The sequence below is a fragment of the Myxococcus guangdongensis genome (assembly GCF_024198255.1).
Taxonomy (GTDB): Bacteria; Myxococcota; Myxococcia; order Myxococcales; family Myxococcaceae; genus Myxococcus; species Myxococcus guangdongensis.
Map to the genome: position 1 here is coordinate 133,885 of NZ_JAJVKW010000017.1, position 25,386 is coordinate 159,270.

General features: G+C 71.0%; 23 protein-coding genes and 1 tRNA gene. 4 read left to right on the forward strand and 20 right to left on the reverse strand.

Annotation, left to right across the window (positions count from 1 at the left end; all coding sequences use genetic code 11):
* Positions 1 to 16: 16 nt before the first annotated feature.
* From LXT21_RS37820 to LXT21_RS37835, 4 genes are all read right to left on the reverse strand, one after another.
* A tRNA-Gly gene (locus LXT21_RS37820) sits at positions 17 to 91 on the reverse strand.
* A gap of 78 nt (positions 92 to 169) precedes the next feature.
* Positions 170 to 859, reverse strand: a complete 690-nt coding sequence (gene pgsA, locus LXT21_RS37825) for a CDP-diacylglycerol--glycerol-3-phosphate 3-phosphatidyltransferase (protein WP_141324607.1) — start codon at positions 857 to 859, stop codon at positions 170 to 172.
* Between the two features lie 10 nt (positions 860 to 869).
* The gene (locus tag LXT21_RS37830; protein ID WP_254043101.1) at positions 870 to 2,615 is read right to left on the reverse strand and encodes a tetratricopeptide repeat protein; all 1,746 of its coding nucleotides are present in this window, start codon (positions 2,613 to 2,615) and stop codon (positions 870 to 872) included.
* Positions 2,572 to 3,261, reverse strand: coding sequence for a lytic transglycosylase domain-containing protein (locus tag LXT21_RS37835; RefSeq protein ID WP_254043102.1), 690 nt, complete (start codon positions 3,259 to 3,261; stop codon positions 2,572 to 2,574). Before LXT21_RS37835 ends, LXT21_RS37830 begins: the two co-directional genes overlap by 44 nt.
* An 87-nt stretch (positions 3,262 to 3,348) precedes the next feature.
* Here LXT21_RS37835 and nadB point away from each other — a divergent pair, with 87 nt between their 5' ends.
* The 3 genes from nadB to LXT21_RS37850 are packed head-to-tail and all read left to right on the forward strand — an operon-like array spanning position 3,349 to position 6,264.
* Complete coding sequence (nadB, locus tag LXT21_RS37840) at positions 3,349 to 4,938, forward strand: L-aspartate oxidase (RefSeq protein WP_254043103.1); 1,590 nt, start codon at positions 3,349 to 3,351, stop codon at positions 4,936 to 4,938.
* A 5-nt stretch (positions 4,939 to 4,943) separates the two neighbouring features.
* Positions 4,944 to 5,669, forward strand: coding sequence for a rhomboid family intramembrane serine protease (locus LXT21_RS37845; RefSeq protein WP_254043104.1), 726 nt, complete (start codon positions 4,944 to 4,946; stop codon positions 5,667 to 5,669).
* A 1-nt stretch (position 5,670) separates the two neighbouring features.
* Positions 5,671 to 6,264: an LOG family protein gene (locus tag LXT21_RS37850; RefSeq protein WP_254043105.1), complete on the forward strand. Its 594-nt coding sequence runs from the start codon at positions 5,671 to 5,673 to the stop codon at positions 6,262 to 6,264.
* 16 nt (positions 6,265 to 6,280) lie between these two features.
* On the opposite strand, the gene LXT21_RS37855 is transcribed toward LXT21_RS37850, so the two are convergent.
* The 9 genes from LXT21_RS37855 to LXT21_RS37900 all read right to left on the reverse strand — a co-directional run bounded on the left by LXT21_RS37855 (position 6,281) and on the right by LXT21_RS37900 (position 15,471).
* Positions 6,281 to 6,913: a hypothetical protein gene (locus tag LXT21_RS37855; RefSeq protein ID WP_254043106.1), complete on the reverse strand. Its 633-nt coding sequence runs from the start codon at positions 6,911 to 6,913 to the stop codon at positions 6,281 to 6,283.
* Positions 6,910 to 7,476: an orotate phosphoribosyltransferase gene (gene pyrE, locus LXT21_RS37860; RefSeq protein WP_074955483.1), complete on the reverse strand. Its 567-nt coding sequence runs from the start codon at positions 7,474 to 7,476 to the stop codon at positions 6,910 to 6,912. The genes LXT21_RS37855 and pyrE overlap by 4 nt, the downstream gene beginning before the upstream one ends.
* Positions 7,476 to 8,618 carry a ParB/RepB/Spo0J family partition protein gene (locus LXT21_RS37865; protein ID WP_254043107.1) on the reverse strand — a complete coding sequence of 381 codons (1,143 nt, stop codon included), beginning with the start codon at positions 8,616 to 8,618 and terminating at the stop codon, positions 7,476 to 7,478. The genes pyrE and LXT21_RS37865 overlap by 1 nt, the downstream gene beginning before the upstream one ends.
* A 97-nt stretch (positions 8,619 to 8,715) precedes the next feature.
* Positions 8,716 to 9,411 (reverse strand): bactofilin BacP, encoded by a 696-nt coding sequence (bacP, locus tag LXT21_RS37870; protein WP_254043108.1) that lies wholly within the window; start codon positions 9,409 to 9,411, stop codon positions 8,716 to 8,718.
* Between the two features lie 3 nt (positions 9,412 to 9,414).
* Complete coding sequence (locus LXT21_RS37875; RefSeq protein ID WP_002636698.1) at positions 9,415 to 9,738, reverse strand: bactofilin family protein; 324 nt, start codon at positions 9,736 to 9,738, stop codon at positions 9,415 to 9,417.
* A 55-nt stretch (positions 9,739 to 9,793) separates the two neighbouring features.
* The gene (gene bacN, locus LXT21_RS37880) at positions 9,794 to 10,135 is read right to left on the reverse strand and encodes a bactofilin BacN (RefSeq protein ID WP_046714731.1); all 342 of its coding nucleotides are present in this window, start codon (positions 10,133 to 10,135) and stop codon (positions 9,794 to 9,796) included.
* Between the two features lie 55 nt (positions 10,136 to 10,190).
* Positions 10,191 to 11,030 carry an alpha/beta hydrolase gene (locus LXT21_RS37885; protein ID WP_254043109.1) on the reverse strand — a complete coding sequence of 280 codons (840 nt, stop codon included), beginning with the start codon at positions 11,028 to 11,030 and terminating at the stop codon, positions 10,191 to 10,193.
* Positions 11,031 to 11,042: 12 nt separating this feature from the next.
* Entirely contained in the window at positions 11,043 to 12,920 is a 1,878-nt protein-coding gene (locus LXT21_RS37895) for a tetratricopeptide repeat protein (RefSeq protein WP_323395522.1), read from the reverse strand.
* A 43-nt stretch (positions 12,921 to 12,963) separates the two neighbouring features.
* Positions 12,964 to 15,471: an ATP-binding protein gene (locus LXT21_RS37900; protein ID WP_254043110.1), complete on the reverse strand. Its 2,508-nt coding sequence runs from the start codon at positions 15,469 to 15,471 to the stop codon at positions 12,964 to 12,966.
* Positions 15,472 to 16,031: 560 nt separating this feature from the next.
* Between LXT21_RS37900 and LXT21_RS37905 the strand changes: the two genes are divergently transcribed.
* Complete coding sequence (locus LXT21_RS37905; protein WP_254043111.1) at positions 16,032 to 17,633, forward strand: hypothetical protein; 1,602 nt, start codon at positions 16,032 to 16,034, stop codon at positions 17,631 to 17,633.
* A gap of 55 nt (positions 17,634 to 17,688) precedes the next feature.
* Here LXT21_RS37905 and LXT21_RS37910 read toward each other — a convergent pair whose 3' ends face one another.
* From LXT21_RS37910 to LXT21_RS37940, 7 genes are read right to left on the reverse strand one after another with little or no spacing between them, the layout of a single operon-like run.
* Positions 17,689 to 18,429 (reverse strand): TlyA family RNA methyltransferase, encoded by a 741-nt coding sequence (locus tag LXT21_RS37910; RefSeq protein ID WP_074955495.1) that lies wholly within the window; start codon positions 18,427 to 18,429, stop codon positions 17,689 to 17,691.
* Between the two features lie 2 nt (positions 18,430 to 18,431).
* The gene (locus LXT21_RS37915) at positions 18,432 to 20,180 is read right to left on the reverse strand and encodes a 1-deoxy-D-xylulose-5-phosphate synthase (RefSeq protein ID WP_254043112.1); all 1,749 of its coding nucleotides are present in this window, start codon (positions 20,178 to 20,180) and stop codon (positions 18,432 to 18,434) included.
* Positions 20,177 to 21,070 carry a polyprenyl synthetase family protein gene (locus tag LXT21_RS37920; RefSeq protein WP_254043113.1) on the reverse strand — a complete coding sequence of 298 codons (894 nt, stop codon included), beginning with the start codon at positions 21,068 to 21,070 and terminating at the stop codon, positions 20,177 to 20,179. Before LXT21_RS37920 ends, LXT21_RS37915 begins: the two co-directional genes overlap by 4 nt.
* 28 nt (positions 21,071 to 21,098) lie before the next feature.
* On the reverse strand, positions 21,099 to 21,479 hold the full coding sequence (locus LXT21_RS37925) for a response regulator (RefSeq protein ID WP_254043114.1): 381 nt from the start codon (positions 21,477 to 21,479) through the stop codon (positions 21,099 to 21,101).
* Positions 21,480 to 21,503: 24 nt separating this feature from the next.
* Positions 21,504 to 21,851, reverse strand: a complete 348-nt coding sequence (xseB, locus tag LXT21_RS37930; RefSeq protein WP_254043115.1) for an exodeoxyribonuclease VII small subunit — start codon at positions 21,849 to 21,851, stop codon at positions 21,504 to 21,506.
* Positions 21,852 to 21,899: 48 nt separating this feature from the next.
* Positions 21,900 to 23,633, reverse strand: coding sequence for an exodeoxyribonuclease VII large subunit (gene xseA, locus LXT21_RS37935; protein ID WP_254043116.1), 1,734 nt, complete (start codon positions 23,631 to 23,633; stop codon positions 21,900 to 21,902).
* Positions 23,630 to 25,366, reverse strand: a complete 1,737-nt coding sequence (locus LXT21_RS37940) for an FHA domain-containing protein (RefSeq protein WP_254043117.1) — start codon at positions 25,364 to 25,366, stop codon at positions 23,630 to 23,632. The genes xseA and LXT21_RS37940 overlap by 4 nt, the downstream gene beginning before the upstream one ends.
* Between the last annotated feature and the right edge of the window lie 20 nt (positions 25,367 to 25,386).

The following is a 25,386-nucleotide window of genomic DNA, read 5'->3' on the forward strand; positions in this document are numbered from 1 at the left end:
CCAAGGGGCCTTCTTTTGGAGCGGGAAAAGGGATTTGAACCCTCGACCCTCGCCTTGGCAAGGCGATGCTCTACCGCTGAGCTATTCCCGCATCAGGCACCGCTTCAGCCGCGTCGCGTCAGCGCCGCGCCCGAAGTGAGGTGGGGTATACAGAGGCCTCCCAACGGCGTCAAACACTTTTCGCGATCGGCGCCTCGTCTCCTCGCTTCGCGAGCATGGCGAGGAAGGCCCGGAAGTAGACGACCGCGCTCCACACGGAGAACGCGCCGGACAGGTAGACGAGCACCTTGCCCACGAGGTTGTAGTCCACGGGCGTGCTGAACGAGCCGAGCGTCAGCGGGTGCACGTAGTGGACGCACAGGGAGATGATGCCCACGAGCTGAAGGGACGTCTTCCACTTCCCCTCCTGGCCGGCGGCGATGACCATGCCCTCGCTGGCGGCGATGGTGCGCAGGCCGCTGACGATGAGCTCGCGGGCGAGCAGGACGATGACCACCCACGCCGCGATGCGTCCGAGCCGCACCATCATCACCAGGGCCGCCATGGCGATGAGCTTGTCGGCCAGGGGGTCCATGAACTTGCCGACCACGGTGATGAGGTTCCACTTGCGCGCCAGGTAGCCGTCGATGACGTCGGTGATGGCGGCGACGGCGAAGACGAGGCCCGCGAACAGGGAGCTGAGCGGGTCTCCGTCGTACATGAGCCAGACGAACGGGGGGATGAGGAAGATGCGCCCCAGCGTCAGCATGTTGGGCAGGTTCCAGAACTCCTGCACCAGCACGCTCGGCTTGCGCTCGGCGCGCCGGCGCGCCCGCTCCTCCCGCTTGCGCTGTTTGCGAATCGCTCGGTCGGTGGCCATGGCGCACCTTCTAGCGGACCCCGAGGGCGATGAGGGCAAAACCTTCGCCCCCCAGCTCCACCGCCGTGCGCAGCGACTCGCCGGAGGTGGACTTGAGCAGCGGCACCACGCGAGGTGTCAGGTTGCCCTGCCATCCGACCAGGTGTGTCAGCGGCACCGTCACCGGCGCCTCCGGGCGCACCGCCACCGAGCGCAGCGGCCCGGGGAGGCTCAGCAGCACCTGTCCCTGACCGCGCAGGTGGACCAGGTCCAGGTCCGGCGCGATGTCCGACGGCACCCGGCCGTTCTCGAACATCACCGGCTCCTCGAAGGCGAAGACGTTCTCGTCGCGGAAGTAGGCGGAGTCCTCGCCCAGGTCCACCGCCAGGAACGTGCGGCGCTCGGAGGGCTCCAGGTGGAGCAGGCCCCGTCCCCGGGCGCGAACCATGCGCGAGGCGCCTTCACCGAAGGGCTTGTCCGTCGCCCGCCCGCGGAAGCGCTTCATCTCGGGCTGGAACGCGAGCTGCCCCTCGAGCGCCACCAGGCCGTCCAGCCGGGTGAGCAGCTCCGTGTCCACCGCGATGCGGAAGCGGCCCTCACCGAGTGCGAAGGGTCCACTCCCCCGCTCCGAGTCCAGGGCCAGCGAGGGCGCGAGCACCGTGAGGAGCGGCGCGGAGGCGGCCGTCTCGCGCGCCGGGCTGGGCCGCGCGGCGACCTTGGTGAGCTGGAGCCGCGACAGCGGCACCGAGGAGGTCGCGGCGGAGGACTCGTCCCCGGCGGGGACCGTGCCCGCCGGCGCGGATGAAACCGGCGCGGGGGACGTACCCGAGCCCGCCTGGGGAGACTCGGCATGCGCGCCCGTCGCGCCGGACGCCCCCACGGTCGTGACGGAGCCCGCCATGGAGGCCACTCCGGGCGCGCCCACCGCACCCGTTGCGGACACTCCGAGGGCGCCAGTCGCCGCGGATGTCAGCGACGCACCCTGCGAGCCACCCGCCACGGATGAGCCCGACACACCCTGCCCGCCGCCCGTTGCGAAGGCTCCCGACGCACCTGGAGCGCGCCCCGTGGAGGATGAACCCGACGCACCCGCACGCCCCGTCTCCTCGCGGGCCTGCGCCTCGGAGGCAGCGGACTCCGACTCACCATCGCCCAGCGCACTGGGCCCCTCGTCCTCGGCGAAGCGGATCTCCTCTTCCTCCGGCTCCGGAGGCTGCGCCCGCACGGGAGCCGGGCTCTCCACGCGCGCGGCGGGAGGCGGCACAGGCGCGGGCGTGGCGCGGGCGAAGTTCTCCCCGGCGATGGCGCGGGACATCTTCTCCGCCATCGCGTCGCTGCCCGCGAGCAGGAAGTGCTCGCGCGCGCGTCCGTACTCGCCCATCTGCGCGAGCGCCAGGCCCAGGTAGTTCTGCGCCTTCTGGTGCTCGGGCGACAGGTCCGTGGCCGTCTCGAACTCGCGCACCGCGCGCTGCAGCGCGTTCGTCTTCAGGTACACCAACCCCAGGTTGACCCGCAGCGTCGGGTCCACCGGGTTGTCGCGCACGAGCATCTCGTAGAGCTCGGCCGCCCTGTCGAACATGCCGAGCTTGAAGAAGCACAGCCCCAGCAGGTTCTGCGCCTTCTCGTTGCGAGGCTGGAGCTGGTGGGCACGCTCCAGGAAGCTCCTGGCCTCGATGACCTTGTTGGCCGCCAGCAGCTCTCCACCACGCTGGAGCTGCTGGAGGAACTCGTCGTCAGCGGGGCTCGTCTCCGGCCGCCCCTTCACGCGCGTCGTCATTCTGGGATGTGAGCTCGCGGGGTCCGCTCTCGGCGGGTCGCTCGCGCTCCTTGTAGTGGTAGTAGAGCTGGAGCACCTTGCGCACGTACCCCTGCGTCTCTTCGTACGGGGGCACCTTGCCGCCGTAGCGCTTCACCGCGTCCGGGCCCGCGTTGTACGCGGCAATCATCTTCACCATGTCGCCGTCGAACATGTTGGCGAGCACGCGCAGATAGCGCACCCCGCCCTCGATGTTGTCGCGCTCGTCGAAGATGTCCTTCACGTACATGTCCGACGCGGTGCCCGGCATCAACTGCATCAATCCGCTCGCGCCCTTGTGGCTCAGCGCGTTCTTATTGAAGTTGCTCTCCGCGTGCATGATGGCGCGCACGAGCGCCGTCGGGATGCGGTAGCGCACCGCCGCCGCGGCGATGTGCGGGTCCAGGTCCGGCGGCGTGCGCGAGCGTCCCACGACCGGACGGCTCTTCGCCGGCGGCGGGGTGAACGCGCCCTTCATCTTCTTCGCACCCTTGGAGCCCGTCGGCGGCACGTTCGTGTAGACGATGGTCCCGTCCTTCTCCACGTACCGGTAGATGGACTCGGACGCCCCCGCCCATGACGGGAGGCCCAGCACGGCACAGAGCATGAGCGCGGGAATGGCTCGCATATCGGCCCTCGAACCTTAGACACACGCAGGAAAGTCCTCAAGAAAACGCCTTGTTTCCAGCACTTACAGCCGTTAAGGCTGTTGGCCATGCCCCATCGGTTCGACTTTCTCGTCCTGGGAGGCGGCGTGGCGGGCCTCTCCTTCGCCCTCCAGGCGGCCCGGCATGGCACCGTGGCGGTGCTGACCAAGCGCGAGCGAGGCGAGAGCAACACGGCCTACGCCCAGGGTGGCATCGCCAGCGTGCTGGCCCCCACCGACTCCTTCGACGCCCACATCGAGGACACCCTCGTCGCGGGCGCGGGCCTGTGCCACCGGGACGCGGTGGAGGTGACGGTGCGCGAGGGCCCCGAGCGCGTGCGGGAGCTCGTCACGCTGGGCGCGGAGTTCAACCGGCAGACCTCCGGCGAGTTCGACCTGACGCGCGAGGGCGGCCACTCCGCGCGGCGCATCATCCACTCGGGTGACATCACCGGGCGCGAGGTGCAGCGCGCGCTGCTCGCGAAGTGCGACGAGACGCCCAACATCACCTTCTTCACCAACACGGCCGCCATCGACCTCATCCTGGACCGACGTCTGCCCAGGCCTGGCAGCAGCCGGTGTCTGGGCGCGTACGCGCTCCTAGAGAACGGCGGCATCGAGCGCTTCCTCGCGAAGGTGACGGTGCTGGCCACCGGCGGCGCGGGCAAGGTGTACCTGTACACGTCCAACCCGGACGTGGCCACGGGGGACGGGGTCGCCATGGCGTACCGCGCGGGCGCGCAGGTGGCGAACATGGAGTTCTACCAGTTCCACCCCACCTGCCTCTTCCACCCGGAGGCCAAGAGCTTCCTCATCAGCGAGGCCCTGCGCGGCGAGGGCGGCAAGCTGCGACTCAAGGGCGGGCAGACGTTCATGGAGCGCTATCACCCGCTGGGCGCGCTCGCCCCGCGCGACGTGGTGGCGCGCGCCATCGACGCGGAGATGAAGCGCACTGGCGACGAGTGTGTCTACCTGGACATGACGCACATGGGCCGGGCGTTCCTCACCGAGCGCTTCCCCAACATCTACGCCACCTGCAAGGCGTTCAACATCGACATGGCCGTACAGCCCATCCCCGTCGTCCCCGCGGCCCACTACCAGTGCGGCGGCGTGGTGACGGACCTGCACGGGCGCACGTCGGTGCCGGGCCTGTACGCCATCGGTGAGGTGTCCTGCACGGGACTGCACGGCGCCAACCGGCTCGCGTCCAACTCGCTCTTGGAGGGGCTCGTCTTCGGACAGCGCGCCGTGAAGGTCGCGGCGGAGGAGCTGGCGTCGCTGCCCACCCCGCGCGAGGACCCGCCGGAGTGGGACCCTGGCAGCGCGGTGGAGTCCGACGAGAGCGTCGTCGTCAGCCACAACTGGGACGAGATCCGCCGGCTCATGTGGAACTACGTGGGCATCGTCCGGACGGACAAGCGGCTGATGCGCGCGCGCCGCCGGCTGGAGCTGTTGCGCGAGGAGATTCGTGATTACTACTGGCGCTTCGAGGTGACCCGGGACGTCATCGAGCTGCGCAACATCGCCGATGTGGCCCTGCTCATCGTCGACTGCGCCAGTCGTCGCAAGGAGAGTCGGGGACTGCACTTCACCCTCGACTATCCGCATCCCGATGACCACCACTGGCTGCGCGACACCACCCTTTCCCGGGAGTTGTGAGGGACATGTCCTCCGGACCGCGACACATCCTCGACGCGCCAGGTGGCGGACCTGACTCGCGCGGCGGAGGCCATCCGTTCGGCACGCCTCCCCCGCCCCAGGCACCGCAGCCTCGCCCGTGGGTCTGCTACGCCATCATCGGCCTGTGCGTGTCGGTCTTCCTCCTGGAGGAAGCCGGACAGCTGCCGTCCTTCACCGCGCGGCAGCTCCCGCTGGGCGCGCTGTACGGCCCCGCGGTGCAGGAGGGCCAGTACTGGCGGCTGCTCGCGTGCGCGCTGGAGCACGGCGGCATCCTCCACCTCGTCTTCAACATGTCCGTGGTGGTGACGCTGGGGTTCACGCTGGAGCGCGGCATCGGCTCGCTGCGCTTCTTCGGCCTGTCGCTCGTCACCGCGCTGGGCGCATCCGTGTTCTCGCTGCTGTTCAACTTCGACACGCCCATGGTGGGCGCGTCCGGGATGATTCTCGGCTGGGCGGGCGCCATGCTGCCCATCGCCACGCGGCAGGGGCGACGGGAGCTGGGCATCTGGCTGGTGCAGGTGGCGGTGCTGAGCCTGTTGCCCTTCGTGAGCTGGTCGGGCCACCTGGGCGGCTTCCTCTTCGGCCTTCCGTGCGGCATCGCGCTTCGGCAGGGCCGACAGGTGTACGCGCTCGCGCTGCCCATCATCCTCTTCCTGTCGGCCCTGGTGGCCCTCTATGCGGCGCACCCCGAGCGGCGCGGAGCCTTCTGACATGTCCGTGCGCAACATCTGCGTCTTCTGCGGCTCCAGGCCCGGCACCCGCCCCGAGTACACCGAGGCCGCGCGCGAGCTGGGCACGGAGCTGGGCCGACGGGGGATGACGCTCGTCTACGGGGGCGCGAGCGTGGGACTGATGGGCACCGTGGCCGCCGCCACCCTCGCCGCGGGAGGCCAGGTGGTGGGCGTGCTGCCGCACTTCATGGGCGCGCGGGAGATTGCCCACCTGGGCCTCACCGAGCTCATCCGCGTGGACTCCATGCACGCGCGCAAGGCCCTCATGGCCACGCGCGCGGACGCCTTCGTCGCCCTGCCCGGCGGCTTCGGCACCCTGGACGAGCTCTTCGAAATCGTGACGTGGGCGCAGTTGGGGCTGCACCAGAAGCCCATGGGCCTGCTCGACACGCTCGGCTTCTTCCAGCCGCTGGTGGCGCTGTCCAGGCACCTGGCCGCCGAGGGCTTCGTCCCCGAGTCCCAGGCCCTGCCCTTCGCGGTGAATGCCTCGCCGGCCGCGCTGTTGGAGCGGCTCCAGGCCGGCCCCACGCTCACCGTCACCGAGAAGTGGCTCAAGCGCCCCGAGCAGACCTGAGGCGCGAGCCGTTACGTTACTGCGCGGAGACCTTCATCTCCGCCTGCCCCAGCGACGAGGCCAGCCGGAACGTGACGTGCTCGGTGCCCGGGGGAATCACGGGCTGGCCGCTGCTCATCACCGTGGGGAACTGCACCTCGTACCCCACCCAGAAGACGTTGGTGTACGGGTAGTAGGCGCGCATCTCCATGTCCGCGCGACCCAGGCGGCGGATGCGCACCGGCGTCACCTCACCCGCGGGCGTCACCAGCGCCATGCGCCAGATGGAGCGGCGGAAGTCGAAGTCGAGGTAGCGGTAGTCGTTGACGTGCACGCCGAGGAAGAACTCGTGCACCTGCGACGCCTCGGCGCGCTCCTCGGCGAGCAACTCCGCCACCTTCGCCTCGGGCAGCACCTGGAAGGCCGCCTGACGCTTCACGCGCGCCTCGCGGAAGGTCCACGTCTGCAGCGTCGCACCCGCGAACAGGCGCGTGTCGAAGCCGTCGTAGATCTCCTGGTTGCTCGTGTACTTCGCGAGCAGCTTGCGGTACCGCGACTCCGCGTTCTCGTCCTTCAGGGTGGGGGCCTGCTCACCCACGGCGATGGGAGGCAGGGGGGAACAGCCGGCCAGCGCGCCCAGCAGCGCTCCCGTCGCGAGCAGCTTCTTCAAGGGATGAAGTCCTTGCGGGTGAACAGCGTGGTGAGACGGTGGCCCGCGGCCTCCACCGCCTCGCGCCCTCCCTCCAACCGGTCGACCAGGGCGAACGCCCCGAGCACCGTGAGCCCCTCGGCCTGGGCCCGCTCGATGGCCTTCAGCGTGGAGCCACCCGTCGTCACCACGTCCTCGACGATGGCCACCTTCGCGCCCGTGCCCAGCCCGCTCAGGCCTTCGATCCACTGGCCGGTGCCGTGGCCCTTGGGCTCCTTGCGGACGATGAAGGCGGAGAGCGGATAGCTGGAGAGGTAGCCCGTGAGACTCACCGCCGACGCGAGTGGATCCGCGCCGAGCGTCAGCCCGCCCACGCCCACCGCCTCCGGCGCCTCGCGGCGGATGGCGTCCAGGAACAGCCGACCGATGAGGAAGTGCCCCTCGGCGAGCAGCGCCGTGCGCTTGCAGTCGATGTAGAAGTCGGACTCCTTGCCGGACGAGAGCACGACGCGGCGGCGCTCGAAGGAGCGCTGCGTGAGCAACTCCAACAGGCGGGCCCTGTCACGGGCGAGAGCATCCACCATCACGACAGCCCCTCCAGGTACGCCACCAGCTCCGACGAGTACCGCAACTGCATCAGCAACTCCGCCCGGCGCGACTCGTCCAGCGACGCGAACACGTCCGCCAGCAGCGAGAGGTCCTGGTTGATGGCGCCCAACCGCTGCGACACGTCCGCGGCCAGCTCGTCGGCGTCGATCTCCTCCTCGACACCCTCGGGCGCCAGGGACTCGTCCGTGGCGAGCGCCTTGGCGAGCATGTCCGCCACGGCCGCGCTCAGCCGACCCTCGGACTCCAGCTGGTCGCGCTTGGCCTCGAGGACCTCGGGCTCCACCGGCGTGGCGTGGATGGCCTCCGCCAGCGACATGAGGAGCGCGTCCTCATCCGACAGGTCCGTGTGCACGCGCGCCTGCACCGCGTCGCGCTTGAGGAAGCGCAGCGCCGCCACGCGACGGAACCCGCACACCAGCTGATAGCGCTCGTTGCCTCGGGGACGCACGTCCACCGGGAACAGCTGCCCCAGCCGCGCGATGTCCGTGGCCAGCCCGGACACGTCACCCTCGGGCCGCAGCCGGTAGGCCGCCTCCTCCTCCAGGCGCTCCAGCGGCATCAACACCGTCACCACCCGCCCCGCGAGTCGCTCCTCGGGCGCGGCGAGCAGCTCGGACGACTCCTCGTCCGGCTCCTCTTCCGCGCCGGACGCCTCGGCGGAGGCTTGAGCTCCCTCGGAGGACGGCGCCTCCGCGGACTCCGGGCCGCGAGCCGCCTCGGAGGGCGACGCCTCCACGGGCTCCTGGCGCGTCACTTCCTCGAAGGGCGCAGCCTCCGACGACGGCGACGCGGCCTCGCGGCTCGAGGCCTCCGGCGTGGACTCCGACGGGGACTTCTCCTGGGACTCTTCCGACGAACCCACCGACGACTCCATGCTCCGCTCGGGCTCGCCCGTGCTGGGCGCGCCTTCGGCGGCGATTGCCTGGGACTCCGGTGAACCGCCTTCCGGCGCCGACGCACCCGCGTCCGGCGCGGAGGAGTCGACCGGGGCGGACTCCCCGACGGCTCCCTCTATACGCGACGACTCTGACGGCGCGCCGTCCTGGCTCGCGCCATCACCCCGCGCCGACATCGCCTCGGGCGCGGACGACGAGCCACCCTCCGGAGAACCCGGCATCCCATCCTCTCCGTCAACCCTGTGCTCGGCGTCCATGGTGGCACCCCTGGTCTGCCCACTCCCGCGCCACCGACTCCGGCGGCGCGGGCTGTGTGCTCTAGCGGGTCTTCTTCTTCACCACGACCTTCTTCTTGGCGCCAGCACCCACCGAGAAGGGCGTTGGCGGCTCGGCAGAAGTCGTCTGCTCCACGGGCGGCGGCGTCGGACGCGGCTCGGCCCGGGGGGGCGGAGGCGGCGGCAGAGGCTTGCTCGAGGGGCGGGCCACCGTCGTGGGCGCCGGGGCGGGCGTCGTGGGACGGGCCGGAGGCGCCGGCGGACGCGCGGGAGGCGTCGGCGGGCGGGCGGGCGTCGTCGTGGTGCGCACGGGGGTCGCCGTCGACGGCCGCGTCACCTGGGTGGGGCGGGCCACCACGGGGCGCTCCGAAGGCAGGCGGCCGGGCTCCACGTCACCCATGTCCACGCGGCCGCGGAAGCTGGCGCCGTCCACGATGATGACGCGCGGGGCGTGGATGTCGCCCACCATGCGGCCCTCGCGGGTCAGCTCCACGCTCTCCGTCGCGTTGATGTTGCCCACCACCACGCCGCTGACGATGGCGTTCCTCACCGCCACGTTCGCCTTCACCACACCCGAAGGCTCCACGATGAGGGTGCGGCTGAGCGTCAGCTCCCCCTCCACGCGGCCCCGGACGGTGAGGTCCTCGTCGCCCGTCAACCGGCCGCTGATGAGGATGGAAGGCCCCACCACGGTGTTGTTGACGGCGTTACTACCGCTCAACTCCTTCGGGGTGGCCACGAATCAGCGCTCCTTCATGTCCATGTCGACGTTGCCCTTGAAGGAGGCACCATCGGCGATGAGGATGCGCGGCGCCTTGATGTCGCCCACCACGCGGCAGTCGGTCTTCAGCTCGACCTTGTCGCTGGCGACGATGTTGCCCGTCACCCGGCCGGCGATCTCCACGTTCTGCGTCTCGATGTCCGCCTCGACGACGCCGCTGCCCTCCACGTAGAGGCTCTCCTTGAGGGAGATCTTCCCCTTCACGGTGCCCTGGATGACCAGGTCCTCGTCTCCGGAAATCTCTCCGTCGATGACGATGCTCGAACCAATGACCGTATTCGCCATGAGTGTTGTCCGCCCTCTCGAAAGGTGTGTGCCGCGTCCGCCCGCGGCGTGTGCTTCAGATGTCGTCCGGCAGCCGGACGTCCATCTCGATGGAGCCGTTGAACACGGCGCCATCCTCGATGACGACGCGCGGCGCCTTGATGTCGCCAGCCACCTTCGCCGAGGCGTTGATGGCCACGCGGGTCGAGGCGTCGATGTTGCCGCTCGCCTCGCCGTTGATGGTCAACTCCTCGGCCCGGATGTCCGCCTGCACCTTCCCGGTGCTCTCGATGGTGAGGTGGTTCTTCAGGGCAATCTGCCCCTCCACCCGCCCCTCGATGACAAGGTCCCCACCACCCGTGAGGTTCCCCTTGATGACGATGCCCTTGCCGATGATGCCCGTTTCACCCGTTGCCATGCGGTGACCTCACCCAGAGCCCGCTCCTCCCGAGGAGCCGAGCGCCTTGATTATGTCAGAGATGCGCGGAGATCCAGCCGGAGATATCCCGGAACACCTCGGCGCGCCCCACCTCGTTGAGCGGCTCGTGCTTCATGCCGGGGTACTCCTTGAACTTCTTGTCCGCCGAGCCCGCCGTCTCGAAGAACACCCGCGCCGCCGCGGGCGCCGCCACCCCGTCCTCCGCGCCGCACAGCACGAACAGCGGGACTTGAATCTTCGGGGCGAGCAGCATCGCCTCGGCCTGCGCCTTGGTGGACTCGATGAACCAGCGCGGCGTGGCGATGGACAGGTAGAGCGGGTCCTCCCGGGTGGCGCGCTGGACCTCCGTGTCCCGGGTCAGGTCCTCCACCTTGAGCCCGGAGGCGATGCCCAGCCACGGCACCAGCGCTCCCGCCGCCTTCGCGGCCATCACCTTCACGGCGGGCGGGGTGATTGCCAGCTTGAAGTACGGGCCCGACAGCACCAGCCCGGAGAGCCCCTCCACCTTGCGGGCCCCCACCCAGTGCGCGGCCATCAACCCGCCGTGGCTGTGGGCCAGGGCGAACGTCTTCGCGCCGCCGGCCGCCGCGCGCACGCGCTCCCAGAACACCTCCAGGTCGTCCACGTAGTGAGGCCACTTCTCCGCGTAGGCGCGGCGTCCCTCCGCGCGCCCGTGGCCGCGGTAGTCGAAGCCGTGCACCGCGAAGCCGTCCGCCAGCAGCGCGTCCGTCACGTACTGGTAGCGGCCGAAGTGGTCTCCGTAGCCGTGCACCACCGCGACGTGCGCTCGCGGCTCCGCGTCCGGCAGGTGCGTCCTCCAGAAGAGCCGCGTTCCGTCCCGGCCGGTGAAGTAGCCCTCGTCATGGCGAGCCATAGGCCCAGCAACTTAGCGGCCCGCCGCACCCGTGGATAGCGCCTTGAGCTTGCGCTCCAGGGCCTCGCGCTGGCCCGGGGGCTCGGCGGACTCGGGGTCCAGCGACAACACCTCCAGCGCCCGGCGCCAGGCCCCCGCCGCCTCCGGGCCCCGGGCGGCGCGCTGATAGGCGTCCCCCAGGTGCTCGAGGATGACGGGCTCGTCCGGCGCCAGCGTGGAGGCCCGCTCCAGCACCTCCACCGCGCGAGGGTAGTCCCCGCGCCGGAAGTAGACCCACCCCAGCGAGTCCAGGAACGCGCCGTTGTCGGGCCGCAGCTCCAGCGCGCGCAGCACCATCCGCTCGGCCTCGTCCAGGTGACGTCCGCTCTGCGCCAGCAGGTAGCCCAGGAAGTTGAGCGCGGGGGCGTGGTCCGGCTCCACCTCCAGCACCGCGCGCATGCGCGCCTGCGCGCCCACCATGTCGCCCTGACGCTCGAAGGCCGCGCCCATCACGTACTGGAGGGCCGGGTCCTTCGGCATGCGAGCCAAAGCCTCTCGCAGCAGCGTCAGCGCCTCTTCTCCCCGCCCCTGCCGCTGCAGCGTGGCGGCCAGCGCGTCGTAGAGCGCCGCGGACTGCTGCCGCGACAGCCCTTCCTTCAGCACGGACTCGGCGCGCGCGGGCGTGCCTCCCCGCTCCAGCGCCCGGGCGTACTGCGCGCGGACCTCCAGGTCGTCGGGCGCGTCCTGGAGCGCCGCGCGCAGGAGTGTCAGCGCGCGCGGGTGCTGTCCCGACAGCGACAGGCACTTCGCCTGGCGCACCCGGGCGTCGGGGTAGATGTCCGAGCCCTCCGGCACGGAAGCGAAGGCCTCCGCCGCCTCGGGGAAGCGCCGCAGTCGCTCGTGCACCAGGCCCGCGTAGTAGGCCAGCCGGGGCTCGCCGTCACTCGCGCTCCGGGCGGACTCCAGCACCTGCACGGCGGCGTCCGGCTCACGCTCGGACAGGTAGCTGAAGGCCACCCGCACCGCCGTCTCGGGCTCACCCGACAGCGACAGGAGCCGGTCGAAGTACGCCCGCGCCCGCACCGGCGAGCCCGCCTTCAGCGCGGAGCGCCCCGCCGCCAGGAGCACCTCCTGACTGTCTGGCTCGCGCTCCAGCGCCTTGGCCAGCGTCTCCTCGGCGCGCCCGGGGCGGCCCGTCTCCTCGTACAGCTTCGCCAACGTGCCCAGCACCTCCACGTCGCCCGGGTCCCTCGTGGCCGCCTCGGAGAGCAGCCGCTCCGCGCGGGCGGTGTCGCCGCGCTCGGCCAGGGCCAGCCCCAGCTTCCGGTAGCCGGAGGCCTCGCCCGGCAACGCACGGGCCAGGGACTCCACCACCTTCACCGCCTCCCCGGGGGTACCGGACTCCAGGTAGAGCTGCGCGAGGACCAGGTACGCCTCGGGGTCGCGCGGCTTGAGGGCCATGGCGCGGCGCAGGTGCAGGCGCGCGCGGGTGAAGCGGCCCGACTCCATGAGCACGCGGCCCAGGAGCACGTGCGCGGGGTAGTACGCCGAGGAGCGCTCCACCGCGCGGCGCAGCTCCCGCTCCGCCTTGTCCAGGTCTCCCAGCCGGGCGTACTCCTCCGCCAGGCGGGTGAGCAGCAGCGGGTGGCCGTCATCCGTGGCCAGCGCCAGCCGCAGCGCATCCACCGCGCCCCGGTGGTCTCCGGCGTGGTGGAGCAACCGGGCCCGCAGGTACTGGGTGTAGCTGGCGGACGAGGAGAAGGCCCCCTCGTCCGTGGCCGCCGCGTCCATCGCCTCGCGCATGGCCTCCCGGTCGACGCGGGGACGCCGTGACGTGGGCGCCGCCGCCAGGGCCTGGGGCCCGGACAAGGCGACGAGCAGGACGGCGACGAGGAGGCGAGAGGGGCTCACGCGAGATGGAAGTCTAGCGCGGCCCCAGCCGCCTTGCAGGGTCTCAGGCCTCCTCGGGAGGCGGCGCCCCCAGCTTCTCGAGCAGCTTCTCCACCGGGTCGCTGTCCTGGCTCACGTCCGCCACCGCCGAGCGGTACTCGGTGTCGGTCGCCTTCTCCACGTCCGGCATCAAACGGCTGATGACGGCGCGAGCGGCCTCCGCGTTGCACTCGGGCAGGACGACGACGAAGACACCGGCGCCCAGGTGGGAGATGGCATCCGGGTGGCGCACCCGCTTGCGCATCACGTCCGCGATGTTGTTCGGGACGGGCTCGACGGGCCGGTCGGGCCGCAGCACCGCCAGGCTCAGGGCCCGGTGGTAGCGGCGGCTGCGGGCCAGCTCCTGCTCCAGGCGGAGCAGCAATCCGCGGCGGTCATGCAGCCCCGTTGCGGGGTCGCTGCCGGTGCGGCGCTGGAGCGAGGGCTGGGAGCGGTCTCGCTCCTGCTGCTCGCGCTCACCCTGGCGCAGCTTGAGCGCGCGGTCCGTGCGGTTGAGGAGTTCCACCGCGTTGAACGGCTTGCTCATGTAGTCCACCGCGCCCAGGTTGAGCGAGCGGACCTTCTCCGCGACACCCTGGTGCGCGGACAGCAGGATGACCGGGATGTGCGCCGTGTCGGACGACGACTTGAGCGCCATGGCCGCGTCCAGGCCGTCCAGCTTGGGCAGGAACACGTCCATGACCACCAGGTCCGGCCGCTGCGCGCGCGCCCGGGCCAGGCCCTCCGCTCCGTCGCGCGCCACCTCCACGCGGTACTTCGAGCGCAGGACCTCCGAAAGCACCGCGGCGATTTCGGGCTCGTCCTCCACCACCAGCACGCGCGGCTGCTCCGACACCGACGACGCGGCGACCACGGGCCGAGGATTGCGCGGCGCCTCCTGCGCGAGCGGCAGCGTGAAGACGAAGAGGCACCCGTGCTCCGGCGGGCTCTCCGCCCAGATTTCGCCGCCGTGCAGTTCCACGAACTCCTTGCAGATGGCGAGCCCCAGCCCCGTCCCCTTGCCTCCGTGACGATACCGGTCGAACACCAGGTGCAGCTCGTCCTGGGGGATGCCCACGCCGTCGTCCTGCACACACACCTTCGCCGCGTCACCGTCCGGACGGCCCAGCCGCCGCGTGGACACGACGACCTCGCCCGCGTCGCGCGCGTGGTGGATGGCGTTGGTGATGAGGTTCTGCAGCACCTCGTGCAGCTTCACCTCGTCGCCGATGAGCATCAGGCTGTCGGGGCAGTCCGCGCGCAGGGCCACGCCCCGCTCAGCCGCCAGGATCTCCAGCTCGTTGACGGCGTCGCGGCACAGCTGCGCCACGTCCAGCACGCGCGGCTCGATGGACAGCCGCGCCGCCTCGCCCTTGCCCTTCTCCAGCAGCGACTCGACCAGGCCGAGGATCTTCTTGCCCTGGCGGATCATCGCCTCCGCGGACTGCTTCTGCTGCGACTCCAGCGGCCCTTCCAGCAGCAGGCGGCCATGGCCCAGCAGCACCTGGAGCGGCGCGCGCAGGTCATGGCTCACCACCGCGATGATCTCATCCTTCAGGCGGTTGAGCTCCTTGAGACGGCGGTTCGCCTCGAGCAGCTCGTGGTAGCGCTCGACGTACGCCAGCTCCAGGTCCTCGCGCTTCTTCTTCACCGCGGTGTGCAGCCGCGCGTTGCGGATGGAGTTGGCCAGCACGCCGGCCACGGCCTGGGTGAACTCCTGCTCGTCGCGGCCGAAGGACGCGTCCATGCGCGACACGCGCAGGAACAGCGCGCCCAACAGGTCGTCCTGGCAGATGAGCGGCTGCACCAGGATGGACTTCACGCCCAGGGGCACGAGGGACGTGCGCACCTCCGCCATGAGCGGATCCCGCTGCGCCTCCTCGATGAGCACCGGCTCGCGCGTCTCCAGCGCGCGGCGCAGCTCCGGATAGCGCGCCACCTCGATGTCGAGCTGCACCAGGCTGGGGTCCTCCTGCGTCGCCACCACCTTGCCCGTGCGCGCGTGGCTGCCCTCCACCAGCACCACCGAGCAGCGGTCCGTCCCGGTGACGCGCCCCACCTTGTCCACCGCGATGCGGAGGATCTCCTCCAGCTCCAGCGAGCTCGTCGCCGCCTGGGTGATCTCCAGCAGCATCCCCATCCGCAGCCGGACGCGCTCCTCGCGATCCTTCAGCCGGCCCGCCCTGAGCGCGGCCTCCAGCCGGGGTACCACCTCGTCCGCGCCGCGAATCCAGTCATCCACCGCCAGGCGCTTGAAGGCCTCCGCCGAGCGCGACTTGCCCAGGTCCACCACCACCGGCAACCGCTGGAGCCGCTCCACCCGACGCAGGGACTCCAGCAGCTCCGCGGCCCGCTTGGCCGTCACCGACAGCAGCACGACCTCGGGTTGCAGCGAGTCCGCCAGCTCCGCCAGCCCGGAGTCCTTCTCGGCCGCCGCGCAGTGATAGCCGCTGGCGGTCAGCCGCTCCATCAAGGCGTCGCCGGACTCCTTCCCGGCCACCACCAGCACGCGTCCCCGCTGATCCGCCTGCATCTCGACTCTCACAGTGAACCTCGCGCCGCGGCGGCCCTGCTCGGGCGCCACTGGGGAGGCTGCAAAAACCCGTTGAATGCGGAAGGGTTCATGGTTCGGTTTCCGAATCTTGCCGCCGTTCACGTCCGTGGGCCAGAGCGGCGCACATCCGGTGGCGACCAGGACTGTGAGTGGAGATGCCCGGGCGCCACGCCCATCGTGGCTTCCCACACCCGGCTCCCTGGAGCACTTCCACCCCATGTCCCCCACTCCGGGGGCCCAACGGGCGCGCGCCAACATCGCATGGCGCGAATCCTTCCCACGCCCGCCCTGACCTGGCGCCGCTCGTCCGGCCGGACTCCGTCCCTTCGAGCAGCCAACCACCCGTCATCGCGAGCTCCCACCCGTTCCCGTTCGCCCTGGAGAGGTGGGAGACGCGAGGTCCCCACCCACGGGAATCGCCGGGCTATCACGTCACGGGGCCCGGGAGGGTCGCAATCTTCGAGGGCTCGGGGGCCCGGCGGTTTTGCGGATGGGGGGAGGATGCCGGGAATGGTGCGAGCGAGGTAGAGTGCGGTGCCATGCTCCACCCTCCCGTGACTCGGCGTGCATGGCGCACCGCCCTCGTATTCGTCTCCGGTCTGACCATCAGCTGTGGCGACGACCCGCCGCCGCCCACGCCGGATCCTCCGCAGGTGGCCCTGACCGTCCCCGAGGGCACCGTCGCGGGCCTCAGCCTCAAGCTCATCGCGACCATCTCCGGCTGCGAGAAGGTCAACACGCTCAACATCTACGACCGGACCACCTTCCTCAAGGCGTTCCCCTCGGGCGGTGGCACCACCAACTTCGAGCTGCTGGCGTCGGACATCCCGTACTCCAACCCCCTGGTGGGGCTCGCCGCCAGCCTGTCGCTCACCGCGGAGGTGGTCTGCGACGACGGCCGGAAGAACACGTCCCTGCCCCAGCCGGCCACGTTCTTCCCCGTGTCCCGCGCCTCGGATGATCCGCAGGGCCTCCAGGTCTACGCCTTCCCGCTCGCCGTCGACGGCTCGGGCTCCACGGCGACCTTCCTCAGCTGCCTCAAGACGACCCCGGGCGGCATCGAGACCATGTACCGGCACAACGCCTCGGGTGGCGCCGCCGGAACCCTGCAGGTGCCCACCCTCTGCAACGCGTCCACGGTCATCACGCCCCGCCACGCGACGACGGGCAAGCGCTGGGTCTACACCCCCGGATACGGCGCGTTCGCCATCGACCGCGACTTCAAGATCACCTCGCGCACCCCGGTGGACCTCGCGGTCGAGGACCTGACCGTCAACACTGACGGCGATGCGTTGATCCGCTCCGTCCCCGGCCCCATCTACCGCATCAGCCATGACACGCAGGACGGCCTGGGCATCGGCGTCACGAAGTGGAAGTACACGCGGCAGATCGCCATCGGTGGTCCCATCGGTCCCCTCCTGGTGCGCAGCGATGGCCGCGTGCTCGTCGCGAGCCACGTCGCCACGAGCGAGAACCGCGCCAACGTCATCGTCGAGGAGCTGGACGCGAGCAACGGCAACCTCGAGGGCGGCGAGCCCATCATCATCCGGGAGATCCTCTCACCGACCACCTCCACGCCGCTCCCGGTGGGCACCTTCAGCTCGGACGGGAGCCTCCTCTACCTCGGCTTCGCGCTCCCGGAGGACAAGTCCCAGGTCATCGCCTGCGTCGCGAACGTGCGGGGGTGCCAGGGCAGCGCGTCGAAGTGGGTCACGGGTGTGCTCACCGGGTCGGTGAAGCAGATCGCCACGTACGCAAATGGAAGCCGCGTCGCCGCGGCGACCACGCAGCGCGTGTGGCTGCTGGATGGCACCACCGGGGTCGTCCGCAACCGCGAGGGCCGCTCGGTGGACGCCAACGGCGCGCTCCACGTGAAGTACCTGCTGCCCGCGAACCCGACCTCGGACCTGTTCTTCCTGAACGGCCCCGCGGCCCAGGGTTCGACGGCCACGCTGCCGGTGGAGTTGGTGGGCGTGGACCAGACGCTGGGGAGCGCGGCCGAGGGCCGTGAGCTCTTCCGCTACCAGGTCTCCGTGTCCATGGGCGCGGCCTTCGACGAGAACAACCGGCTCTGGATGCGCACCAACCAGAAGCTGCTCGAGCTGCAGACGACGTCGCAGTACCGCAGCGCCCGGCCGTAATCGCTGGCCACCGGGAAGGGCGAGCCGTCCGAGCCGCCCTTCCCTTCGGTCCGACTCAAGGCCGCTCGGCGACGAGCAGCGCCTCCACGTTGCCCGCGGGACCGGGCACGGGTGAGTCCATGACTCCCCGCACGGTGAGCCCCTGCTCGCGCACGAAGGCCGTCACCGTGTCGATGGCGTCCTGCCGCGCTGCGGGGTCGCGCACCACGCCTCCCTTGCCGACGCGGTCCGGGCCCACCTCGAACTGAGGCTTCACCAGCGCGGCCAGGACGCCGCCCGGCTCCAGGAAGGGCAGCACCGAGGGGAGCACCTGGGTGAGCGAGATGAAGCTGACGTCGATGACGACGACGCCCACCTTCTCGGGCAGGTCCTCCTCCGTCAGGTAGCGCGCGTTGACGCGCTCACGTGAGCGAACGCGCGGGTCCTTGCGGAGCTTCTCGTGGAGCTGGCCGTAGCCCACGTCGATGGCGTGCACCCGCACCGCGCCGTGCTGGAGCAGGCAGTCGGTGAAGCCGCCCGTGCTCGCGCCGATGTCCGCGCCGACCTTCCCACGCACGTCGAGGCCGAAGTGGTCGATGGCGCCCTTGAGCTTGAGCCCGCCGCGCGACACGTACGGCAGCACCTCGCCCTTGAGGCGCAGCTCCGCCTCCACGGGGATGAGGGAGCCGGGCTTGTCCACGCGCTGGTCATCCACGACGACCTGGCCCGCGAGGATGAGCGCCTGGGCCTTGGTGCGCGACTCCGCGAGCCCGCGCTCCACCACCAGCACGTCCACTCGCTCCTTGCGAGGCTTCATCGTCATGTCCCCTCCAGGAGCGCCCGGCCCGCGCGCCGCAAGCCCTCCGCGTCCAGCCCCAGCTCCGCGCGCTGCACCCGCGCATCTCCATGGGGAACGAACACATCCGGCATGCCCACGAGCCGCACACGCTGGGACACGCCTCTCTCGGCGAGCAGCTCCAACACCGCGCTCCCCAACCCACCGCGCACCGTGCCCTCCTCCGCCACCACCAGCGGGCCCTGACTCGCGGCCTCCAGGAGCGCGCCCTCGTCCAGCGGCGACAGCTCCCGCGCGTCGAGCACGTTCCATCGCGGCTCATGTCGCGCCGCCTCGAGCGCTGCCAGCGCCAACGGCCCCAGCGTCACCAAGGTCAGCTCCGGCTGCTTCGCGCGCACGAGCCACCGGGCGCCCTGGACCGGCGATTCGCCCACGTGCACCTCGGGAGGCAGCGCCGGCAGCGTGCCGCGGGGGAAGCGGATGACGGAGGGCAGCGGCGAGGACAGCGCGGTCTCCAGCATGGGCGCGAAGTCCTCCCCCACCACGGGGGACCACAGCCGGAGCCCCGGCAGCGGGCGCAGCGAGGACACGTCGTAGGTGCCCTGGTGCGTGGCCCCGTCCGCGCCGACGAGCCCCGCGCGGTCCACCGCGAAGACGACGGGCAGACCCGGCAGACACACGTCGTGGATGATCTGGTCGTACGCGCGCTGGAGGAACGTGGAGTAGATGCAGCACACGGGACGCGCGCCCGCGGCCGCGAGCCCCGCGCAGAACGTCACCGCGTGCTGCTCGGCGATGCCCACGTCGTGCACGCGGTCCGGGAAGCGGGCCTTGAGCGCGTTGAGCGCCGAGCCCTCCAACATCGCGGGTGTCACCGCGACGACGCGGGAGTCACGCTCCATCGCGTCCTCCAGCGCCGAGGCCAGGGCCTCGCTGTACGTGCGATGGCCTCCCCGAGAGCGCACCAGCTTGCCGTCGCGCCACTCGTAGGGCCCCATCGCGTGCCCACGTGTCTGGGCATCCGCTTCGGCCGGAGGGAAACCCTTCCCCTTGAGCGTCAGCGCGTGCACCACCACGGGCCGCATGGACGCGCGCGCCTCGCGCAGCGCCTGGGTCAACGCGCCCAGGTCATGTCCATCCACGGGCCCCAGGTACGTGAAGCCCAGCCCCTGGAAGAAGTCTCGCGCGCCGCGCGTGCGCAGGAGCGAGGGAATCGCCCCCACGTTCGCGCTGATGGACATCTGGTTGTCGTTGAGCACCACGACGAGCGGCAGGTGACTGCCTCCCGCGTTGTTGAGCCCCTCGAACGTCAAACCGCCGGTGAGCCCACCATCCCCGAGCACCGCCACCACGTGGCCTCGGTGCCCCATCATCCTCCGCCCCTCGAGCACCCCCAGCGCCGCCGACACCGCGGTGCAGGAGTGTCCCGCCAGGAGCGCGTCATGAGGGCTCTCGCGCGGGTCCAGGAAGGGCGCCACGCCGCCGGCCTGCCGCAGCGTGTGCATCTGCTCCCGGCGCCCGGTGAGCAGCTTGTGCGCGTACGTCTGGTGCCCCACGTCGAACAGAATCGCGTCCGTGGGCGAGTGGAAGACCCGGTGCAGCGCGACGATGAGCTCCACCGCGCCCAGCGACGCGCCCAGGTGGCCACCGACGCGGCCACAGATGGAGATGATCTCCTCCCGAAGCTCCGTGCACAGCTGGGGCAGCTCGGCTTCGGGAAGCGCTCGCAGGTCCGTCGGCGAGGCGATGCGGGTCAGGACCTCCGCCGTCAAAACTTCCGCTCCACCACGTACCGCGCGAGCGCCGCCAGGGGGCCATCCTCGCCCTCGAGCGGGCGCACCGCCTCCACCGCCAGCCGCACCTGCTCGTCGGCCAGACGGCGCGACTCCTCCAGCCCCACCACGGCCGGGAAGGTGAAGCGTCCCGCATCGGCGTCCGCGCCCGCGGGCTTGCCCAACTGCTCCTGCGTCGACGTCACGTCCAGCACGTCATCGGCGATCTGGAACGCGAGGCCCACCGCGTCGCCGTACATCTGCGCACGCACGAGCGCCTCCGCGTCACCTCCGCCCGCGAGCACCCCCATGCGGCACGCCGCGCGGATGAGCGCGCCCGTCTTGAGCCGGTGCATCCGCACCAGGTAGTCCAGGTTCGCGGGTCGGTCCTCCGCGGTGTCCAGCACCTGACCGCCCACCATGCCCGCGGCACCGGACGCCACCGCCAGCTCACGGCACAGCGCGCCCCGCACGGGCTCCGGCCCATCCGCGAGCAGTCCGAAGGCATCCGTCAGCAGGCTGTCGCCCGCGAGGATGGCCATCGCCTCGCCGTAGACCTTGTGGTTCGTCGGCCGGCCGCGACGGAAGTCATCGTCATCCATGGCCGGCAGGTCGTCGTGCACCAGCGAATACGTGTGGACGAACTCCAGCGCGCACGCCGCGTCCGCCGCCAGCGCCGACATGAGCGAGGCACGCGCCACCGTGTCCGCGAACGTGAGGCAGAGCACGGGCCGCAGCCGCTTGCCCCCCGCGAGCAGCGAGTAGCGCATGGACTCCACCAGGCGGGGAGGAGCCCCTGAGGCGGAGAGCCGGTCCGCGCGCTCGAGCAACAGCGACTCCACCCGCGCCTGCTGGGTCCGCAGGAAGGCATCCAGGTCGAACTGAGCCATGAATCGGTACTCCTCTGCTGGAGAAGCGCTAGGGCGCGGCCGGGGCCACCAGCTCGCGAATGCGTCGGACGAGTTTGTCCGTATCCAGCGGCTTGACGAAATAGTCCGCGGCGCCGACCTCGCGCCCCCGCTTCTTGTCCTCCGAGTCCCCACGCCCGCTGATGAAGATGATGGGGATGTCCCGGAAGTGCTCGTTCTTCTTCACCGCCTTGCACAGCTCGAAGCCGTCGATCCAGGACATGTTCACGTCCAGGAGGATGGCTTGCGGGCGGTGCAGCTGCAGCGACGCGATGAGCCGCAGCCCGTTGGCCGCCAGCGTCACCTCGAAGCCCTCGTCCTCCAGGGCCGTCGCGAGCAACTCCCGCGTGTCGCGGTCATCGTCGACGATGGTGATCTTCGGCTTCGACATGCCCGAGCGCGCGTCCCGCACGACCTAGAACGGGACGTCATCCTCGGGTGGAGGTCGTGGTGCCGGCGCCCGGGGGGCCGCCGCCTGCGCCGGAGGTCGGGCCGCCACCGACAGCGGAGCCACCACGTCGTTGCCGTCCTCGTCCTGGAGGAGTTGCTCGATGCGCTGCTCCGCCTCGGTGAGCAGCTTCTCACCCCGGCGTACGAGCCGGATGCCTTCCTCGAACGCCTTGAGCGAATCCTCCAGCGACAGGTTGCCGCTCTCCAGCCGGCCCACCGTCTCCTCGAGACGGGTCACGACGTCCCCGTACTGACCGGGAACCTCGGCCTCACCTGCCTTGTCCGCCTTGGACGCCTTGTCCGCCTTCGCCACAGCCTTCCACCTCCCCGTTCGGGGCGCGGGACTCTAGAGGGTGGCCCGTTAGCAGTCCACCGGCCCTTTTACCGATGTCACGGTGGCTTCGACTTCTTCACATCCGCCGAGTGTCCTCGCGCCATTCGCCGCGAGCTTGATGCCCAGCCTCTCCCCCACCTCGACATCCGCGGCGGAGCGCACCACGCCGCCGTCGCGCTGACGGAACACCACCGAATATCCGCGCGACATCACCTTCAACGGACTCATCGCGTCCAGTCGTCCCTCCAGACGCTGGAAACGCCGCTGCGCATCCGCCAGCGTCCCCTGCTGCAGCGCTCGCAGCCGTGCCTGGTGCGCGGCCAGACGGGCACGCTCCTTCGCGACGAGCGCCACGGGCGAGGCCCGCTCCAGCCCCAGCCGCGCCGAGGCCAGCGAGGCCTGCCGCGTCGCCACACCCGCGCGCGCCGCCTCCGCCAGTCGCATGGCCAGCTTCAACAGGTGCGCGCGCTGCTCGCCCAGCCGGGCCTGCGGACGCGCGCGCTGCAGTCGCTCCGTCAGCGCGCGCAGCGAGTCACGCCGCTCGCGCACCGCGGGCCGCAGCACCCGCATCATCGCCTCCACCTGCTCGGACAGGTGCAGCCGCTGGTGGTTGAGCGCCCGACGAGGGTCCTCCAGGCGCGAGGCGAGCTGTCCCTGACGCTCGCGAAGCTCGAGCACCCGGCGCTCCGTGGCCCGTCGCAGCCGCCCGGCCTGCGTCGCGAGCGACAGCTCCAGGTCCGCCAGCACCGGCGCCAGCCGCTCCGCCGCCGCGCTGGGCGTGGCCGCGCGCCAGTCGGCCACGAAGTCGGAGATGGTGAAGTCGATCTCGTGGCCGATGGCGGACACCACCGGCACGGGCGAGGCGAAGATGGCGCGCGCCACCTCCTCCTCGTTGAACGTCCAGAGGTCCTCCACGGAGCCTCCGCCGCGCGTCACCACGATGACGTCCACGTCGGAGCGGCCCAGCCGCGCAATCGCCCGCGCGACCTCGGGCGCCGAGCCCTCGCCCTGCACGCGCGCGTCCGCGAGCAGCACGCTCAGCCGCGGGTTGCGCGAGTGGAGCACGCGCAGGAAGTCCTGCAGCGCCGCGCCCGTGCGGCTCGTCACCACGCCGATGCGCCGGGGAAGGAAGGGCAAGGGCCGGGGCGCGCGCACGCGGCGGTCGCCGATGAGCCCCTCCGCCGCGAGCCGAGCCTTGAGCTGCTCGAAGGCCAGCGCCAGCGCGCCCTCGCCCACGGGCTCCAGTCGCGTGACGATGAGGCTGTAGCGGCCCTGCGGCTCATACAGGTCGACGCTGCCCTCGGCCAGCACCTCCATGCCGTCGCGCAGCGCGAAGCGCATCCGCCCCGCCATCGACGCCCAGACCTTCGCGTCGATGGAGGCGACGGTGTCCTTCAGCGAGAAGTACCAGTGCCCGCGTGCGTTCGCCCCGCGAAAGCCCGTCACCTCGCCACGCACGATGACGCGCGCGAAGCGTGACTCGATCGTCTGCTTGAGCTGCCGCGTGAGCTCGCCCACGGAGAGCACCGAGCGCTCGGGCTTCGGAGGCGCCGCGGGTGCGCCCTCCATCGGGCCCAACAGCCCCGTGCCGTCGGCATCCACCGGGGGCGGAGGCGGTGGCGCCTTGCGAGGCAGCGCCACCACCTTGGGCACGGCGACGGCGGTGGGCTCCAACGGCGCGAGCGTCCCGAACAAGTCCCCCTGGAATCCCGACACAGCGGGCGGCGGAGACTCGCCGCCCGCGCCCTTGCGTTTCTTCATCGCGAGAGCTTCTCGACCCAGGTCTTCGCCTTGTCGTGGTACTCGTCGTCCGGGGGCGTCATCGCCACCACGTCCTTGAACTTCGGCAGCGCGTCCTCGGGGTTGCCGTCCTTCATGGCGTAGGCCAGGAAGTACAGCTCCTTCGCCTTCGCCTTCAGCTCGCTGATGATGTTGGACGCGCCCGCGTGGCCCGGGTCCGCCTGCAGCGCGCGGCGCGCGTACTCCATGGCGCGAGCCCACTGTCCGGCGGCCTTCGCGCCCGTGGCGCTCTTGTAGAAGATGGTCGCCGCGCGGGTGCCGGCGTTGCGCGCCATCTTGCTCGTGCGCCCGTCGGTGATGTCCTTGTCCAGCGACATCAGCTTCGTCAGCCCCTTGGCGTCCAGGTCCTCCAGCCGCTTGTACAGGTTGCTGAACTCCGACATCTGCGCGAGCAGCTTCTTGCACTGCGGCGCCTTCGTCATGCAGGCGTTGAGGATGGCCACCGCGCCGGACATGTCGCCGTCGACGAAGCGCTGCACCGCGGGCTCCCACGGCTTGGGCGCGGGTCCGACGATGACGGGTTTGGGCGCGTCACGCACGGCGATGGCCTGCACCGCCTGCTCGTTGATGAGCTTGGCGTCGCGGTGCTCCGGGTACGCCTTGAGCACGTCGTCGGTGATGAACTTGGCCTGGTCCAGCTGGTTGGTGTCCAGCGCCTTGCGCGCCTCGACCGAGCGCTTGTCGGACAGGTCCTTCAGCTCGCGCTTGGTGGCGTTCACCTGCTCGTAGAGGAACTGGCTCTCGCCCGCCTTCGAGAGCGCGGCGGCGGCGTTTCCCAGCTCGTTCTTGATGATGGCGGCGCGCGCCTCGGTCAGCCGCTCCTGGATGGGAATCTCGCGCTGGGCGTGGTCGAGGTAGTCCTTCACGCCGGGGTAGTCGGGCGCCGCGGCCGCCAGCTCCTCGAGCTTGGCCTTGGCCTCCACCCACTTGCCCTCGCGCACCAGGTTCTTCGCGTCCTGGAAGACGGTGCTCAGCTCCTTGCGGACGGCCTCCTGCTGGCCCTTCTGCGCGAGCAACTCCTCGTTCTGCTTCGTCACCTGGACGCGTGCGACCACGAGGCCACCGAGCAGCAGCACCACCACGCCGCCGCCGATGAGCATCATCTTCTTCTTCTTGGCCTGGACCTCCGGGTCCGGAGGCGCCATGGCCGATGAGCGCGCGCTGCGCACCCGGCCTCCCTCCACGCGCGGAGGCGGACGCGCGGGTGCTCCGCCACGACCCGCCGCGCCCGAGGGACGGCTGCGCGACGGCGGCGCGGCCACCATCATGGTGGAGTTGGCCACGTCCTCGAAGCGCAGCTCCGTGTCGCCCAGGGTGATGATGTCCCCGGTGGCCAGGGGCGTCTCGTCGCCGATGGCCTCGCCGTTGACGAGCGTTCCGTTGCCGGACCCCAAATCACTCACCGTCCAGCCACCACCCGACTTGCGCACCATGACGTGCTTGCGCGACACGGAGGTGTCCGGGATGCAGATGGGGTTGTCCGTGGCGCGGCCGATGACGTACTCGCCGTCCTCCAGGGAGAACTCCTCACCCGACTTGGGTCCCGCGATGCAGATGAGCCGGGGAGACGCCGCCACGGGCGCGGGCCGAGCAGCGGCCGGAGACGACCTGCGGGTGGCGGGGCGAGCTCCGGTCCCGCCCGAGGGCGTCCCGGAAGGAGGCCTGCGACGAGCAGGAGGGGAACCGTTCGACATGACCAATCACCGACTTCCTG

Bases quoted from the DNA above. Each gene is read 5' to 3' on its own strand.
- LXT21_RS37875 (WP_002636698.1), bottom strand. From the start codon at position 9,738: ATGGCGAATACGGTCATTGGTTCGAGCATCGTCATCGACGGAGAGATT.
- LXT21_RS37900 (WP_254043110.1), bottom strand. From the start codon at position 15,471: ATGCAGGCGGATCAGCGGGGACGCGTGCTGGTGGTGGCCGGGAAGGAG.
- pyrE (WP_074955483.1), bottom strand. From the start codon at position 7,476: ATGGTGGATGCTCTCGCCCGTGACAGGGCCCGCCTGTTGGAGTTGCTC.
- LXT21_RS37850 (WP_254043105.1), top strand. From the start codon at position 5,671: ATGTCCGTGCGCAACATCTGCGTCTTCTGCGGCTCCAGGCCCGGCACC.
- xseA (WP_254043116.1), bottom strand. From the start codon at position 23,633: ATGAAGAAACGCAAGGGCGCGGGCGGCGAGTCTCCGCCGCCCGCTGTG.
- LXT21_RS37925 (WP_254043114.1), bottom strand. From the start codon at position 21,479: ATGTCGAAGCCGAAGATCACCATCGTCGACGATGACCGCGACACGCGG.
- LXT21_RS37845 (WP_254043104.1), top strand. From the start codon at position 4,944: ATGTCCTCCGGACCGCGACACATCCTCGACGCGCCAGGTGGCGGACCT.
- LXT21_RS37910 (WP_074955495.1), bottom strand. From the start codon at position 18,429: ATGAAGCCTCGCAAGGAGCGAGTGGACGTGCTGGTGGTGGAGCGCGGG.
- LXT21_RS37920 (WP_254043113.1), bottom strand. From the start codon at position 21,070: ATGGCTCAGTTCGACCTGGATGCCTTCCTGCGGACCCAGCAGGCGCGG.
- LXT21_RS37905 (WP_254043111.1), top strand. From the start codon at position 16,032: ATGCTCCACCCTCCCGTGACTCGGCGTGCATGGCGCACCGCCCTCGTA.
- LXT21_RS37830 (WP_254043101.1), bottom strand. From the start codon at position 2,615: ATGACGACGCGCGTGAAGGGGCGGCCGGAGACGAGCCCCGCTGACGAC.
- LXT21_RS37885 (WP_254043109.1), bottom strand. From the start codon at position 11,030: ATGGCTCGCCATGACGAGGGCTACTTCACCGGCCGGGACGGAACGCGG.
- pgsA (WP_141324607.1), bottom strand. From the start codon at position 859: ATGGCCACCGACCGAGCGATTCGCAAACAGCGCAAGCGGGAGGAGCGG.
- bacN (WP_046714731.1), bottom strand. From the start codon at position 10,135: ATGGCAACGGGTGAAACGGGCATCATCGGCAAGGGCATCGTCATCAAG.
- LXT21_RS37865 (WP_254043107.1), bottom strand. From the start codon at position 8,618: ATGCCGGGTTCTCCGGAGGGTGGCTCGTCGTCCGCGCCCGAGGCGATG.
- LXT21_RS37940 (WP_254043117.1), bottom strand. From the start codon at position 25,366: ATGTCGAACGGTTCCCCTCCTGCTCGTCGCAGGCCTCCTTCCGGGACG.
- nadB (WP_254043103.1), top strand. From the start codon at position 3,349: ATGCCCCATCGGTTCGACTTTCTCGTCCTGGGAGGCGGCGTGGCGGGC.
- LXT21_RS37835 (WP_254043102.1), bottom strand. From the start codon at position 3,261: ATGCGAGCCATTCCCGCGCTCATGCTCTGTGCCGTGCTGGGCCTCCCG.